At 51.9% G+C, this 15,593-nt stretch carries 16 protein-coding genes; 13 read left to right on the top strand and 3 right to left on the bottom strand.

The window, feature by feature from the left end; translation table 11 throughout:
* Positions 1–5: 5 nt before the first annotated feature.
* The 7 genes from WKJ03_RS10505 (at position 6) to speD (ending at position 7,164) form a co-directional block, all read left to right on the top strand.
* On the top strand, positions 6–1,115 hold the full coding sequence (locus WKJ03_RS10505; RefSeq protein ID WP_337842157.1) for an HDOD domain-containing protein: 1,110 nt from the start codon (positions 6–8) through the stop codon (positions 1,113–1,115).
* A gap of 286 nt (positions 1,116–1,401) precedes the next feature.
* Positions 1,402–2,622: an aspartate aminotransferase family protein gene (locus WKJ03_RS10500; RefSeq protein ID WP_337842156.1), complete on the top strand. Its 1,221-nt coding sequence runs from the start codon at positions 1,402–1,404 to the stop codon at positions 2,620–2,622.
* 131 nt (positions 2,623–2,753) lie between these two features.
* Positions 2,754–3,770 carry an arginine N-succinyltransferase gene (astA, locus tag WKJ03_RS10495; RefSeq protein WP_337842155.1) on the top strand — a complete coding sequence of 339 codons (1,017 nt, stop codon included), beginning with the start codon at positions 2,754–2,756 and terminating at the stop codon, positions 3,768–3,770.
* Between the two features lie 13 nt (positions 3,771–3,783).
* Complete coding sequence (gene astD, locus WKJ03_RS10490) at positions 3,784–5,250, top strand: succinylglutamate-semialdehyde dehydrogenase (RefSeq protein ID WP_337842154.1); 1,467 nt, start codon at positions 3,784–3,786, stop codon at positions 5,248–5,250.
* A gap of 158 nt (positions 5,251–5,408) precedes the next feature.
* The gene (locus WKJ03_RS10485; protein WP_337842153.1) at positions 5,409–5,756 is read left to right on the top strand and encodes a DUF3802 family protein; all 348 of its coding nucleotides are present in this window, start codon (positions 5,409–5,411) and stop codon (positions 5,754–5,756) included.
* A 100-nt stretch (positions 5,757–5,856) separates the two neighbouring features.
* A complete protein-coding gene (locus tag WKJ03_RS10480; RefSeq protein WP_337842152.1) occupies positions 5,857–6,285 on the top strand; it encodes an OsmC family protein in 429 nt (142 codons plus the stop codon).
* Positions 6,286–6,357: 72 nt separating this feature from the next.
* Positions 6,358–7,164: an adenosylmethionine decarboxylase gene (gene speD / locus WKJ03_RS10475; protein ID WP_337842151.1), complete on the top strand. Its 807-nt coding sequence runs from the start codon at positions 6,358–6,360 to the stop codon at positions 7,162–7,164.
* Positions 7,165–7,235: 71 nt separating this feature from the next.
* Here the strand turns inward: speD and WKJ03_RS10470 are convergent, their stop codons facing one another.
* Positions 7,236–8,129: a phosphoribulokinase gene (locus WKJ03_RS10470; RefSeq protein ID WP_337842150.1), complete on the bottom strand. Its 894-nt coding sequence runs from the start codon at positions 8,127–8,129 to the stop codon at positions 7,236–7,238.
* An 81-nt stretch (positions 8,130–8,210) separates the two neighbouring features.
* Between WKJ03_RS10470 and WKJ03_RS10465 the strand changes: the two genes are divergently transcribed.
* Entirely contained in the window at positions 8,211–9,095 is an 885-nt protein-coding gene (locus WKJ03_RS10465; RefSeq protein ID WP_337842149.1) for a hypothetical protein, read from the top strand.
* Between the two features lie 55 nt (positions 9,096–9,150).
* On the opposite strand, the gene ettA is transcribed toward WKJ03_RS10465, so the two are convergent.
* Positions 9,151–10,812 carry an energy-dependent translational throttle protein EttA gene (ettA, locus tag WKJ03_RS10460; protein WP_337842148.1) on the bottom strand — a complete coding sequence of 554 codons (1,662 nt, stop codon included), beginning with the start codon at positions 10,810–10,812 and terminating at the stop codon, positions 9,151–9,153.
* Positions 10,813–10,964: 152 nt separating this feature from the next.
* On the opposite strand from ettA, the gene WKJ03_RS10455 reads away from it, so the two are divergent.
* From WKJ03_RS10455 to WKJ03_RS10445, 3 genes are all read left to right on the top strand, one after another.
* Positions 10,965–11,318 (top strand): DUF2750 domain-containing protein, encoded by a 354-nt coding sequence (locus WKJ03_RS10455; protein ID WP_337842147.1) that lies wholly within the window; start codon positions 10,965–10,967, stop codon positions 11,316–11,318.
* 69 nt (positions 11,319–11,387) lie between these two features.
* Complete coding sequence (locus WKJ03_RS10450; protein WP_337842146.1) at positions 11,388–11,927, top strand: glutathione peroxidase; 540 nt, start codon at positions 11,388–11,390, stop codon at positions 11,925–11,927.
* 125 nt (positions 11,928–12,052) lie between these two features.
* Positions 12,053–12,790, top strand: coding sequence for a sulfite exporter TauE/SafE family protein (locus WKJ03_RS10445; RefSeq protein WP_337842145.1), 738 nt, complete (start codon positions 12,053–12,055; stop codon positions 12,788–12,790).
* A 6-nt stretch (positions 12,791–12,796) separates the two neighbouring features.
* Here WKJ03_RS10445 and rnhA read toward each other — a convergent pair whose 3' ends face one another.
* Positions 12,797–13,270, bottom strand: a complete 474-nt coding sequence (gene rnhA, locus WKJ03_RS10440) for a ribonuclease HI (protein ID WP_337842144.1) — start codon at positions 13,268–13,270, stop codon at positions 12,797–12,799.
* Positions 13,271–13,335: 65 nt separating this feature from the next.
* On the opposite strand from rnhA, the gene dnaQ reads away from it, so the two are divergent.
* Together dnaQ and WKJ03_RS10430 are read left to right on the top strand one after the other, a co-directional pair.
* On the top strand, positions 13,336–14,040 hold the full coding sequence (gene dnaQ, locus WKJ03_RS10435; protein ID WP_337842143.1) for a DNA polymerase III subunit epsilon: 705 nt from the start codon (positions 13,336–13,338) through the stop codon (positions 14,038–14,040).
* Positions 14,028–15,434, top strand: a complete 1,407-nt coding sequence (locus WKJ03_RS10430; protein ID WP_337842142.1) for a TIGR03503 family protein — start codon at positions 14,028–14,030, stop codon at positions 15,432–15,434. The genes dnaQ and WKJ03_RS10430 overlap by 13 nt, the downstream gene beginning before the upstream one ends.
* Positions 15,435–15,593 lie beyond the last annotated feature (159 nt).

The raw sequence follows: 15,593 nt of genomic DNA, 5'->3' as shown, positions 1-15,593 counted from the left end.
GCCTCATGTCGTTTAGTCCGTTAGAACAATTGTTTGTCGATAATTTGATTGGTGTGGATCCAAATCAGAAAAGGCTGCGTTACAGCAAAAAGCTGGCGGCGCAGCAAAACCACAGGCCCATGCTGGATATTGAACGCAAAGCCATGGAAGCCCGTCAGTCCGACGCCAATGCCAAAAGCATGTTTCTGGATTTCACCCAGGCGCACCTGCATGACGAGGTGGCGCAGGAAATGTTGCAGCGTTTAAGCAGCATTGAAGTGATCAGCAGTTCATTGTTTGATCTGGGACCAGGATTTGCGCCTTTGCTGGACGCGCTGAGTGCCAAAGCGGTCACGTTAAACCAGCTGGATCCACTTATTTCTGCCATCGACTGGCTGACGGAAGATATTCTGCGTCTGATCAATTCGCCGCGATACCGTAGCAAAATTGGCAGTGCCAATCTGGTGAAAGATGTGAAGACGGCCTTGCGTTTTTTAGGCATTGAAGCCTTGCAGTCGCTGGTCCCCGTTTATGCATTTCGGCGTTGTATTCCGCATTCCACTGAACCTTTTGTCCAGTTTAAAACCAAGATATGGGATTATTCGCTGGCCACAGCTATAGCGGCCAGAAAGATTGCCGAGGAACAGGGGCAGAATGCCTTCGTCGCGTTTTGTGCGGCATTATTCCAGACCTTGGGCCATATGGTGGTGATCCGCAATTACCTGCGCAGTTACAAGCAGGTGAAGCTGAACGAACAGAAGCGGGCGCAGGATGCCCGGGATGTTGAATTAATTGACGCTCTGGAAATTCTGGATGCTGACGCCGGTTTCCTGTCCAGTGGAATTGAAGAGTTTGCCGCCATTATCAGTGCGGACCTGGTGTCCCGCTGGCAATTAAAGCGTCTGCCGCTGGCGGCATTGTTGGATCAACTGGCTGACAATACGCCTTATCAGAGCTGCATGGATTTAACCCGGGTACTGCTGCAGGCCAATTGTTTTGTGCAGGTAAAGTTTTTACTGAATGATCACAAGCTGGTGATGGACGAGGCGGTTCGCTATCTGGACCAGTATGAGATTCATACGGCGCTGCGCAAAGCGCTGGCACAAACGGATTTACGAAAATTACAGTTTGAATAAAAATTCAGCTTGGTGCGGTCAGCACTGTTTCAGCTACCGGCTGAATGGCCTTGCCTGTGCTGATGTTCTGAGCAGAAGCAAACAGAAAACCCATTGTTTCCCTAAATTGCCTAGTTATTCAAAAGCCCTGCAAATCTAGCGCTAAGCCTTAATTTTCAAGGCTTAGCGTCAATTTCCGCTGCAAGACTTTTCATTTTTTATCTGCAATAATGCCAACAACAGCATCCATGCGGACGCAAGGAGTTGCGCCTGAGACGTCCGCCAAAAAAACCAGAGGAATATGAATATGGCTGAATATATGCAGGTCGGGCGGTCACTGTTTGACGAGGTGATGGTTCCCAATTATGCGCCCGCACCTATGATCCCGGTGCGTGGTCTGGGTTCCAGAGTCTGGGACCAGCAAGGCCGTGAGTATGTCGATTTTGCCGGGGGTATAGCGGTAAACGCTTTGGGGCACTGCCATCCTGCTCTGGTGTCAGCACTGAAACATCAGGCCGATCAGCTGTGGCATCTGTCGAATGTGATGACCAACGAACCGGCCTTGCGGCTGGCGAAAAAGCTGGTGGATGCCACTTTTGCGGAAAAGGTCTATTTTGCCAATTCCGGTGCTGAAGCAAATGAAGCGGCGCTGAAACTGGCGCGGCGCTGGGCTTTGGAAAACTTTGGTGAGCAAAAACAACAGATTATCTCTTTTGGCAAAAGCTTTCACGGCCGCACTTTTTTTACGGTGACGGTCGGTGGTCAGGCTTCTTATTCCGACGGTTTTGGCCCTAAGCCTGCCGCCATTGATCACGCTCAATACAATGATCTGGACAGCTTAAAAGCGCTGATGTCAGACAATACCTGCGCCGTGATCCTCGAGCCTGTGCAAGGGGAAGGCGGCATTATTCCCGCCGATGCTGCCTTTTTGCGTGGGGTACGTCAGTTGTGCGATCAGCACAAAGCCTTGCTGATTTATGACGAAGTGCAGACTGGCGTGGGCCGGACCGGCAAGCTGTATGCCTATATGCACAGCGATGTGACTCCCGATATTCTGACCACGGCCAAGTCGTTAGGCGGCGGTTTCCCTGTGGGCGCCATGCTGACCACGACGGCTATTGCCAGCCATTTAAAAGTAGGTACGCATGGCAGTACTTATGGCGGGAACCCGCTGGCTTGTGCGGTGGCTGAAGCAGCCTTGGATACCATCAATACGCCGGAGGTGCTGCAAGGCGTGCTTCAACGCGAGCAGTGGTTCCGTCGTGAACTGGCTGCCATTAACGAAAAGTACCAGCTGTTCAGTGAAATACGGGGTCAGGGCATGTTGCTGGGTGCTGTTCTCTCTGAACAGTATAAAGGCCGGTCTCGCGAGTTTTTCCTGGCGGCGGCTGATCAGGGCTTATTGGCTTTGGTCGCAGGGCCGGATGTGATCCGTTTTGCTCCTTCATTGGTGATCCCAGAGCAGGACATCATCGAGGGGATGCAACGTTTTGCCAAAGCTGTGGCACAGGTACTGAACCAGCAGTAAGACTGGGCTGTCCAAGCTTTTGCCCGTTGTCGATGAAGCGTTCGCTTTCTTGGCGCGGGTATAAAAAATTTAAAGCAAAAATAACGGCGTCACAGAACGCCACTGAAGCAAAAAAACTGGAGCAAGCGACCATGTTGCTGATTCGCCCAATCCGAGCCGAAGATTACCCTGAACTCTACGAAATAGCCGTGGAGTCAGGGCATGGTTTTACCTCCTTGCCAGTCAATGAAGAATTGCTGCAACGGAAGATCAACCGTTCTGAGGCTTCGTTCGCCAAAACTATTCAATGCCCCGGTGACGAGGGGTATCTGTTTGTGCTGCAGGATTCCGACACTGGCCGGGTGCTGGGGACCAGTGCCATTGAAGCCGCAGTTGGCCTGGAGGATGCTTTTTACCATTATCATCTTGGTAAAGTGGTGCACAGCTCACGGGCTTTAGGGGTATACAAAGCGGTCGATATTCTGACACTTTGTAATGATTACACCGGAGTTTCTGAGCTTTGTACTTTGTTTGTCCGCGAAGACAGCCGCAAAAACAATGCCGGTAAGCTGTTGTCCAAAATCCGCTTTTTATTTATGGCCGAATTCCGTCAGCGTTTTGCAGAACGGGTCATTGCTGAAATGCGTGGTGTATCGGATGAAGCCGGTAACTCACCATTCTGGCAGTGGCTGCAGGACAGCTTTTTTTCGGTCGACTTCCCGACCGCCGATTACCTGACGGGTATAGGTCAGAAGGTGTTTATTGCAGAGCTGATGCCGAAGTACCCGATTTACGTCAGCCTGCTCAGCAAAGAAGCGCAGGCGGTGATTGGCAAAGTGCATGACAAAACCCGGCCCGCGCTGGCCATGCTGCAATCGGAAGGCTTCTCCAACACAGGTTATGTCGACATTTTTGACGCAGGTCCGACGGTGGAAGCCAAAGTGGAGCATATCCGCAGTGTGCGGAACAGCCGTCGTCTGCAAGTACGTATTGGCGAGGTGCAGGGCGGGCAACCCTGGATGATCTGCAATACCAGCTTGCAGAACTTCCGGGCCAGCTGGCTTTATCTGCCACTGCGGGAAGATGACACTGTGGTCACGGTGCCGGCTGCAACAGCTCAGCTGCTGCAGGTTCAAAACGGAGATTGGGTGCGGGTCGCCCGGATTTAAGCAGGATTCAAAGATGCAACAGGTACAGTTTATTGAGGGGCAGTGGCAAGCCGGCACTGGTCAGGTATTTTCGTCGTTCGACCCGGCTAAACAACAGCAAATCTGGCAAGGGCACAGTGCTGGGCCAGAGCAGGTGGCTTTGGCCGTGCATGCCGCGCGGGCAGCCTTTGAAGTGTGGGCAGACTGGAGTTTTGAGCAGCGGCTGGAGCTGGTGCGCCAGTACGGCCGTCAGTTGGAAGCACACAAAGATCAGCTGGCATTCTGTATTGCCAGTGAAACCGGCAAACCTTTATGGGAAAGCCGCACTGAAGTAGCCGCCATGATCGGCAAAATTGAAATTTCCGCCAAAGCTTATCTCGAGCGTACCGGCGTCCGGGAAAACCCAATGCCACAAGGCAAAGCATGGGTTCGGCATAAACCTCATGGGGTGGTGGCGGTGTTTGGCCCTTACAATTTCCCGGGCCACTTACCAAACGGCCATATAGTCCCTGCCTTGCTGGCGGGCAATACAGTGGTGTTTAAGCCCAGTGAGCTGACCCCCAAAGTGGCGGAGCTGACCGTGCAGTTGTGGCAACAGGCTGGCTTACCTGCCGGTGTGCTGAACTTGCTGCAAGGGGAAATCGATACCGGCAAAGCGCTGGCCAGTCATCCCGATATTGACGGTTTGTTTTTCACCGGCAGTTCTGGCACAGGCCATTACCTGCATCAGCAGTTTGCCAGCCAGCCACATAAAATTCTGGCGCTGGAAATGGGCGGCAACAACCCATTGATTGTCGAGCAGGTCAACAACATCGATGCAGCCGTGCATGACATTATTCTGTCTGCGTTTTTGTCTGCCGGCCAGCGCTGTACCTGTGCCCGTCGCCTGTATTTACCACAATCAGCCGAAGGCGACGCAATTTTGGCCCGTTTACTTGACGTCACAGCCAGGTTAAAGGTTGGGTTCTATGATGACGACCATCAGCCTTTTATGGGGACCCTGATCTCGGTGAAAGCGGCTGGGCAGTTGCTGCAGGCTCAGCAGCAGTTAGTGGCGCTGGGGGCTGAAGTGCTGCTGGAAATGCAGCCACTGCCTGCGAGTCCGGCCATGTTAAGCCCTGGTATTCTGGAGTGCACCAGCATCAGCACTATGCCGGATCAGGAGCATTTTGGTCCTTTACTGAAAGTGTTCCGTTATGCTGATTTTGACCAGGCGTTGCACCTGGCCAATCAAACCAGTTATGGGCTTTCAGCTGGTTTGCTGTCGGACAACGCAGAGCTGTATCAGCAGTTTTTCCGCAAAATCCGCGCTGGTATTGTCAACTGGAACCGGCCCATCACCGGTGCCAGTTCAGCAGCCCCCTTTGGGGGGATAGGCGGCAGCGGCAATCACAGAGCCAGTGCTTATTATGCGGCAGATTATTGTGCTTACCCTGTGGCTTCAGTGGAACTTGATTCGGTACAGCTTCCGGCAACCTTGTCGCCAGGTTTGGAATTCTGAGGCAAACTTAAAATTTAAGTGTCGGGGCCTGTGGCCCCGATTTGTTTTCTGAAAAAAAATTTGCTTAAATGACACTCACTTATCCGTGTTTTCAGCCTATTGTCTGCACGACAAACCGGATTTGCTCAGACAAATCAGCTCAGGGGTAGCAGCGTTTTATGGTGACTGATAAGCCAGGGTACGAACATCTGATCCAGTTTTTGACGGAAAATTTGGCTTTATTCGAGCGTGGAGACAACAGCGCTTCTGGTAAAACCTTGGGCGAAGTACTGGAAGAAGCCATTGCAGAGCAGATTATCCAGCTCTGTACCCAACACACTGAACTTGAAATGAACCACCGCAGCCTGATTGTGCGTGAGGTGGACGGTATTATGTATGATTTTCAGGAAGTGTTAGCTTCGGTACTGAGTCGTCCGGCCACAGCCCAGCAGACTGAGTTGATCCAGGAAGTTGCATTGCTGATTAAGAACCTGTTTGACAACGCCATTGCCGACTTGATGGATTAACCCTCTGTTTCCTTCGCTGTCAGGCGGAGATTTTTCTTTTCCACCCCCCTTGTTTTCCGTAGAATACGGCCCTCTTTCTGCAGCAGATAGCGGGATTTTTATGCAAGCCAAAGTGAAATGGGTCGGTGACGAAACTTTCGTGGGTCGTTCCGCCAGTGGCCATAATGTGGTGTTTGATGCCAATAAAGACGACAGCGCCGCACCAAGCCCGATGGAAATGGTGCTGATGGCTGCGGGGACCTGTTCCTCAGTGGACGTGGTCAGTATTCTGAAAAAGGCCCGCCAGCAGGTGACCGGCTGCGAAGTGATTCTGACCGGTGAGCGGGTGGACACTGTGCCACGTGTGTTCAGCAAAATTCACCTGCATTTTGAAGTCACGGGCTTTGACGTCAGTGAAAAACACGTGGAACGTGCGGTGAACCTGTCGGCGGAAAAATACTGTTCAGTGTCTATTATGTTATCCAAAGCAGTGGAAGTGACACATTCGTTCAGCGTGAAGCAGGCCAGTTTCCAGCCTGACGCTGATTAACACAGGCCAGCCGCGGCTGGTTTGATTTGCAATGTACCGGAGCCTTACCGGCCAACTTAGGGTAAAGAATAAGTGGTTAAACCTTTTGAAAAATTAAAACTGCATGGCTTTAACAATCTGACTAAAAGCCTGAGTTTTAGCATTTACGATATTTGTTATGCCAAAACCGAGCAGCATCGCCAGGAATATATTTCCTATATTGATGAGCAATACAACGCGGATCGGCTGACTGATATTTTAAGTGAAGTGGTCGATATTATCGGCGCCAACATTCTGAATGTGGCACGTCAGGATTACGACCCACAAGGCGCCAGTGTCACCATTCTGGTCTGTGAAGAACCTATTGAAGGTTCTCCGGACAACTCAGAAAATCCGGGTCCATTGCCGGATTCTGTGGTGGCGCATCTGGATAAAAGCCATATCTGTGTGCACACCTATCCGGAGGTGCATCCACATGATGGCATTTGCACCTTCCGCGCCGATATTGAAGTGTCCACCTGTGGTTTGATTTCACCACTCAAAGCATTGAACTTCCTGATCCACAGCTTTGAATCTGACATTGTCACCATTGACTACCGGGTGCGTGGTTTTACCCGCGATGTCAAAGGTGTGAAGCATTACATTGACCACCCTATTCACTCCATTCAGAACTTTATGGATGAGCAGACCAAACAGGCATTTCAGATGGTGGACGTCAACGTCTACCAGGAAAACCTGTTCCACACCAAGATGATGCTTAAAGAGTACGATCTGAACAACTACCTGTTTGGCACGGGTGTTGAGTCATTAAACGAAGATGAGCGTCGGGTAATTAATAAAAAAGTGAAACGCGAAATGCGTGAAATTTTTTATGGCCGTAATTTGCCGGAAATGAATTAAGGCGTTTTCTTCTGTGGACAAAAAAGCCAGGCGATTGCCTGGCTTTTGCGTTTTTCCGCACAACGACAACACTATTCCAGCCAGTTGATTTGACCGCGTGCCTGCCGTCTTTTGGTCAGCAGCTGCTCAATCAGCGGTGTTAAAATCAGCTCCATCGCCAGCCCCATTTTGCCACCCGGCACCACCAACGTATTGACCCGCGACATAAAAGCGCCGTTGATCATCTGCAGGTAATAGGGAAAATCGACATGCTTGATGCCACGAAAACGGATCACCACAAAACTTTCATCCAAAGACGGAATGTCTTTGGCGCTGAACGGGTTGGAGGTGTCGACAGTAGGTACCCGCTGAAAGTTAATGTGAGTGCGGGAAAACTGTGGCGTAATGTGGGTGACGTAATCATCCATACTGCGCACTATGCTGGCCATCACGGCTTCACGGCTGTGACCCCGTTCGCTGGTGTCACGGATAATTTTCTGGATCCACTCCAGGTTAACAATAGGCACCATGCCTATCAGTAAATCCACATGCTGCGCCACATTGTGTTGTTCAGTCACCACACCGCCATGCAGGCCTTCATAAAACAATAAGTCGGTATTGGGGCGCAAATCCTGCCAGGGCGTAAAAGTGCCGGGAAGTTGGTTGTAGGGCACAGCTTCGTCAAAGGTATGCAGGTATTGCCGTACTTTGCCGGTGCCGGTTTCGCCATAACTGGCAAATAGCTGTTCCAAAGCGCCGAAATCATTGGCCTCCACACCAAAATAACTAATGTGTTTGCCTTGCTCTTTGGCTTTACGCACCGCCAGGTCCATTTCAGGCCGGCTGTAACGGTGGAAACAGTCACCTGAGACAAAAGCGGCGTCCATCCCCAAGGAGCGGAAGATATGGGAAAAGGCGCCTGTAGTAGTGGTGGTGCCTGCGCCGGACGAACCTGTCACGGCAATAATGGGATTCTTATGGGACATAGCCGTCACTTTCTATCGTTGTCAGGGCTTTACCTTAAAGGATAAAGTGGACTGAACACAAGAAAGGAAACAGGGAACCTTATGCGCTTATCATTACTTTGGGTTGGGCTGCTGGCAACAACTGCGCAGGCCGCGATGCCTCAATTTGATCTCTACCTGGCCGACATCCAGCAGGGGAAAATCGCCTCTGCACAGCTGATCAGCCCTAAAGTGGGGTATATCAACCAGCCGGCCTTCAGCAAAGATGGCGGCACGCTGTATTACACGCTGGAACAACCGCAAGATAAAACCGATATTGGTTTTTATCAGCTGCGCGAAAAGCAGCATGGCGTGTTGGCCGAAACCAGTTTAAGTGAGTATTCACCAACCCTGCTGCAGGATGGCTCGGGGTTGTCCACTGTAGTGGTCGAAGCCGACGGTACCCAGCGCTTATGGAAAATTGACTGGCAAGGCAAAGCGTCGGTGCTGAACGCCGAAGTCAAAGGTGTGGGCTACCATGCCTGGGGGGCACAGAACAGCGCCTTGTTGTTTATCCTCGGTGACAAAGAAGACAACCATACCATGCGCTATCTGGCTCCAAACGGCAGCCTGACTGTGCTGGCGACCAATGTCGGCCGTGGTATCAGCTGGACAGACGCTGGCAGGGTTGCGGCTTTTGTGACTCAGCAGCAGGGGGAAAGCCGGCTGACGTTTTTTGCTTCAGACGCGAATAAGCTTTACCCGACGCAGTTGGCTTTGCCAAAGGGCGGCCAGGATTTGCTCTGGTTAACAGCGGATCAACTGCTGGTCTCAGCTGGGCAGCGTATCTACCGCCTGCAAAGCTCAGGCGAATCGTTATCTCAATGGGCAGAGAACGCCAAAGGCTGGCAGCCGTACCTGGATTTATCCGCCTGGTGTAAAACCGAAGTCAGCCGTTTTGCCTTTAATAGCACCGCCACACAATTGGCCTTTGTCTGTAAAAAATAAATAAAAAAGGCGGGTTTGAACACCCGCCTTTAGCTCTATCCAACCTTAGAGGCCGTTAGATTTTCTTGTATTTAATACGGTGCGGCTGCATCGCGTCCGCGCCATATGTGGCTTTCATCCAGGTCTCGTAGTCCGAGTAGTTGCCTTCGAAGAAATTCACTTTGCCTTCATCCCGGTAGTCCAGAATATGGGTGGCGATCCGGTCGAGGAACCAGCGGTCGTGCGAGATCACCATGGCGCAGCCGGGGAAATCCAGCAGTGCGTTTTCCAGTGCCCGCAGGGTTTCAACGTCCAAATCGTTGGTTGGTTCGTCAAGCAGCAGCATGTTGCCACCGGCTTTGAGCAGCGCGGCCAAATGCACCCGGTTACGCTCACCACCAGAGAGCTCGCCGATAAACTTCTGCTGGTCGTTGCCTTTGAAGTTAAAGCGGCCAACATAAGCCCGGCTTGGAATGGTAAAGGTGCCGATTTGCAGCATGTCCTGACCGTTGGAGATTTCCTGCCAGACGGTATTTTTCGGGTTCATTTTGTCGCGGAACTGATCCACGCTGGCCAGTTGCACTGTGTCACCGACAGAAATACTGCCGCTATCGGCTTGTTCGGTGCCGCTGATCATCTTAAACAAGGTCGATTTACCGGCACCGTTCGGGCCGATAATACCAACAATAGCGCCTTTGGGAATGCTGAAACTTAAGTCATCAATCAGCACGCGGTCGCCAAAGGACTTACGCAGGTTGCTGACTTCCAGCACTTTGTCACCCAAGCGAGGCCCTGGTGGAATAAACAGCTCGTTGGTTTCGTTGCGTTTCTGGAATTCCTGGCTTTGCAGTTCCTCGAAACGGGCCATCCGGGCTTTGGATTTGGCATGGCGGCCTTTCGGGTTGGTGCGAACCCATTCCAATTCTTGCTTAATGGAACGTTGGCGGGCGTTTTCAGCCCGTTCTTCCTGCTCCAGACGGGCGTCTTTTTGCTCCAGCCAGCTGGAGTAGTTGCCTTGCCATGGAATCCCTTCACCGCGGTCCAGTTCTAAAATCCAGCCCGCCACGTTGTCGAGGAAATAACGGTCGTGGGTAATGGCCACCACTGTGCCCGGGTAGTCGTGCAGGAAGCGCTCCAGCCAGGCCACAGACTCCGCATCCAGGTGGTTGGTTGGTTCGTCCAGCAGCAGCATGTCTGGTTTTTCCAGCAGCAGGCGGCAGATGGCGACACGGCGGCGCTCGCCACCGGATAAATGTTTGATCACCGCATCCCAGGGCGGCAGACGCAACGCATCGGCCGCGCGGTCCAGGATGTTGTCCAGGTTGTGGCCATCTTTGGCCTGAATAATGGCTTCCAGTTCGCCCTGCTCACGGGCCAAAGCGTCGAAGTCTGCGTTTTCTTCGGCATAAGCGGCATACACCTGGTCCAGACGGGTCAGGGCGTTTTTCACATCGGCCACGGCTTCTTCCACCACTTCACGCACAGTTTTTTGTTCGTCCAGTTGTGGTTCCTGCGGCAGGTAACCAATTTTGGTGCCAGCCAGCGGTTTGGCTTCGCCTTCAAACTCGGTGTCGACACCGGCCATAATACGCAATAAGGTCGACTTACCGGCGCCGTTTAAACCCAAGACGCCGATTTTCGCGCCAGGGAAAAAAGATAAAGAGATGTCTTTTAAAATGGTGCGCTTGGGCGGCACCACTTTGGACACCCGATACATACTGTAAATGTACTGAGCCATATCAGTTCCTGCTGTGTGCAAGTGGATGAGAATGCAGGGATTGTACGTGATTTTCTCGGATGCGGCAGCCTGCGCCAGATTAAATTCGTGTTTGCCAGGCAAATCTGCTGTAATAGCGCGCAGGCATCAACAGCTTTTTGAGGGAGTCAGTTATGGGTGAATTCAGTCACGATCCGGTATTTCAGGGCTTTATTGCCGATGCAAAAACTCACGCGGTGGTTTATGTGCTGGCCAACGGGGAAGATTTACTGGTGGTGGAATCGGTCGATTTTGAAGACACCGACGTGATGCCGGTCTGGTCGACCAAAGAAGCCGCACAGGCCCATTGCAGCGAAGAATGGTCCGAATACCATCCGGAAGCGGTGCCGTTGGATGTGTTTGTGGAAGGCTGGTTGCAGGAAATGTATGACGATGGCGTGCTGATTGGCACTAACTGGGACGAACAGTTAAACGGCCCGGAAGTGGAACCACGTGAAATTCTGGAAGCACTGGCGCTGGTGCAATAAGTGCTGGCACAGATCCAATTCAGTCTGAGCTGCGTATGCAGATAGAAGACGAACCAAGGAGAATGCATCATGAAACTGATTCTATTGATAGCCGGCCTGAGTGTCAGCGGTATGGCGCTGGCCAACAGCTGCGGTGAAATCCTCAGCCATTCCATGCCACAGCTGCGCAGCAAAGAAACCGTTGATTTATGTGAGGCGTATCAGGGCAAAACCCTGCTCATCGTCAACACCGCCAGCAAGTGTGGTTTTACCCCTCAGTTTAAAGCCTTACAGGCGTTGCAGGAGAAATATCAGGACAAAGGGCTGGTTGTGTTAGGTTTTCCGTCCGATGACTTTATGCAGGAGCATGACGATGCAGAAAAGACTGCCGAAGTCTGTTACATCAATTACGGTGTGAAGTTTCCGATGTTCTCCACCAGCGCCGTGCGTGGTGATGACGCCAACCCGGTCTTTAAGGCGCTGATTGCCAAAACCGGCGAAAAGCCGTCCTGGAACTTTAACAAGTATCTGGTCAGTGCTGACGAAAAAACCGTGAAGCATTTTGGTAGCCGCACCGCGCCGGACGATACGGCCTTTATCAAAGAAGTGGAAGCGATGCTTCAGCCTTAATCCGGTTCTGCTGAGACCAAGCCGGCTGATGCCGGCTTTTTTCTACCCGCCATTCCAGGGATGATTGCTTATTCCTATATTGAAGCATATTATTTCTTTTGGTTATTAAGAGCGGCAGGAGCTTTATGACGGTCTGGGTCTTATTGGCAGCGTTAATTATTGGCGCCGCTGTTGGTTTACTGGGTTCCGGTGGCTCTATTCTGACAGTGCCCGTGCTGCTTCATCTGCTGAACTTGCCTGAAAAAGTGGCGATAGCCGCCTCTCTCGGAGTGGTTGCACAAATTAGTCTGATCGCCTTGTTGCCTTATTTGTGGCGCAAACGAGTGCCACTCAAGCTGCTGAAACGTTTTGTGGCGCCAGCGTTGGCTGGCACGGCCTGCGGCACCTGGTTGTCCGTTTATCTGGCGGCTGACTGGCAGTTATTCATTCTGGCTGCTTTGATGCTGTTGAGCGCGCTGAATATGTGGCGGCAGAAGTTATGGCAGTGGCCTCTTCATTCCGGCTGGGCTTTGGCGGTTGTGGCTTTTATGCTCGGAGGCTTAACAGGTTTGGTAGGGGTTGGCGGCGGCTTTCTGATAGTGCCTTTATTGCTGACCGTCACCAGTTTGCCATTGGTCTCGGCGGTCGCCTGCAGTTTGGCGCTGATCTGCCTGCAGAGCTGGCTGGCCTTTGCCGGTCACAGCTACTGGATGCTGCAGCAGGGCATCAATCTGCCCTGGAGCAGTATTTTCTGGTTGGGGGCGCTGGGGGCCTTGGGAAGTCTGGCCGGTGTGTTGCTGTCTGAATACTTGCCACAGCAACTGCTAAAACGGGCTTTTGCGCTGGTGCTGGTGTTGCTTGCCGCGTCCTTATTCTTTGTCTGAACGCGGTTAAGCTGGTTGGTTGACAAAGCCTTCATCCGGTAGGGTAGCCTGTTCTGTTGCAGCCAGTCGGGCCAGCTCATCACAACGTTCGTTCTCCGGATGGCCGGCATGGCCTTTCACCCAGTGCCAGCTCACCTGATGACGCTGGCAAGCCGCATCAAGCCGTTGCCATAAGTCTTTGTTTTTCACCGGTTCTTTCTGGCTGGTTTTCCAGTTATTGCGTTTCCAGTTTTGCAGCCATTGAGTAATACCGAGCCGCACATACTGACTGTCGGTCGTTAAGTCGATGGTGCAGGGTCTGGTCAGGCATTCCAGTCCGGCAATGGCGGCCATCAGTTCCATCCTGTTGTTGGTGGTTTGCTGATAACCGGCCGATAATTCTTTACGATGTTGCTGATAAATAAGGACTACACCATAACCCCCAGGCCCAGGGTTACCAAGACAAGAGCCATCGGTATAGATAGCTACAGTTTTCTGCATCATCGCTTCCCACAAACTAAAACGGCGTATAATCTAACGTAAAACAGCCGTTGATACGAAGAAGAATGTTAAAACGCCAAATTGTTCTGGATACAGAAACCACAGGTTTAAGCCCGCAGGAAGGCCACCGTATTATCGAAATTGGTTGTGTTGAGCTCATTAACCGACGGCTGACCGGCAATAACTTTCATGTTTACCTGCAACCGGATCGGTTGATTGATGCCGAAGCCATAGCAGTGCATGGTATTACCAATGAATACCTGCTGGATAAACCCAGGTTTCGTGATATCGCCCAGCAGTTCTATCAGTACATTGAAGGGGCTGAACTGGTGATCCATAACGCTGCGTTCGACGTGGGGTTTATCAACCATGAATTTAACCTGCTGACACCGTCGCTTGGCAAAGTCGAAAGCATTTGTGGGGTGTTGGATACCCTGATGCTGGCGCGGCAGCGGCATCCGGGCCAAAAAAATAATCTGGACGCTTTGTGTCGTCGCTACGACATTAATAACAGTCACCGGACGCTGCACGGCGCTTTGCTTGACGCCGAAATTCTGGCTGATGTCTATCTGGCGATGACAGGTGGTCAGGTCAGCCTGAACCTGGCTACAGAAGAGCGCAGTACAGGTCAGCAGAGCAGCAACAGTGGCCAGTTAAAACGAACCAAGGCCTTGCCTGTGATTTTTGCTGCCGATGACGAGCTGACAGCTCATGAAAAACGGCTGGATCTGGTGCAAAAAAAAGGAGGAGCCTGCCTGTGGCGAAGCTGATCCTGCTGATGTTGCTGATTTTTTTTCCGGCGTTGGCACAACAGACCGAACAGCAGCCAGACCCGACAGGTCTGAGTTTGTTGCCGCCGTTGAATGACAAGAACCAAATTCCTTTATTGGATAACCGCTTTCGGATTGATTACGAAGTGGCAGAAATCACCCTGGTATTTTTCCGCAAACGCGGTTCAGCTTCGGTGATCCTGGTGAAACCGGACGGCAGCAAAATTAATGTAATCAATGCGTCCCGGCAAGGGGTGGATTGGTACGATGATCAGAGTTATGACCTGATCAAAATTAAAAATCCGACGCCGGGCCCCTGGCAGGCGCTGGGGCAGATCCTGCCGGAAAGCCGCATTATGGTGCTGACCGATATCGAGCTGCAGGTCGACCCTTTGCCAGCCCATCTGATGGTGGGAGAGACGATCAAAGTTACAGCACGACTGACCAATGGCGGTGAGCCGATAGCGGCCAAGGATTTTCGTGATTTACTGAGGCTGGATGTGCTCTTTATCAGCAGTAACAATGCCGATTTTGAAAACTTCGGTGCGGGTGTGGTTGAAGTCACCAGTTTTGCCGACGATGGCCGTAATTTTGACGAGCGCCCCAGAGACGGCATTTTTACCGGTGAGTTCCGCTTGCAGATGGTGCCAGGTCAGTGGCAGCCCAAGTACATTGTGAAAACGCCGCTTTATACCAGAGAGCTGGTGCAGGAGCCGGTGATTCTGCATAAATCACCGATAGAATTTATCGCAAAACCAGCCACAGCAGAAGGGGGGATGCATCTACTGACGTTTAAGCTGGCAGATCCGGAGATTAACCCTAAATCCCTGGCATTCCAGGGGAAAATTCGTTTTCCCAATAATGAGATCCAGAGCTTTACCTTAGGTGAAGCCGCAGGGGACGAGCGGGTGCTAAAAATTGTGAACTTCGCGCCAGGCTATTACAAAGTGGAAAGTACCTTATTTGCCCAGACCAATGCAGGCCGGGATTTAGTCATCAATTTGCCCGAGGCTACTTTTTTTGCTGAAGCTATTGCCAAAGAGCCTGAACCTGCTTCCGCAGAGGCTTCAGGCCAACAAGCAACCCCGACAGCTGCAGCAGAAACAACGCCAGAGGTCAGCCAGGGGGAGGGAGCGGTAGAGCCGAAAGAAGGCAGCGGACCGCCATGGACTCTGATTATTGTGCTGAATCTTCTGTTGCTTGGCGGTGGGGGCTTGGCGGTCTGGATGGTGATGACCGACCGGACATTGAAGGATTTATGGCCCGGGAAAAAAGACCAGATGGATCTGTCGGCGCTGCAACAAAGCGAAATGCCTGCGGCGAAAACCAGCAAACCGGCGCAAAAAAACAGCAAGTCGGATGACATTCTGGAACTTTCATTACCGGATGATTAAGGAATAAACAAAAGCGGCAAAAAAAGATTTGACGCACTTAGACCTTATCCGTATCATTCCCGCCGCACTACAGCATACCCTTCTGAAATCTGTAGTGTATTGGCGCGGAGCGGTAGTTCAGTCGGTTAGAATACCGGCCTGTCACGCCGGGGGTCGCGG

Origin of the sequence: Rheinheimera sp., from assembly GCF_037442525.1 — a bacterium.
Lineage (GTDB): Bacteria > Pseudomonadota > Gammaproteobacteria > Enterobacterales > Alteromonadaceae > Pararheinheimera.
Note: the sequence above shows the minus strand (reverse complement) of the source record. Positions and strands in the feature narration are given on the sequence as shown.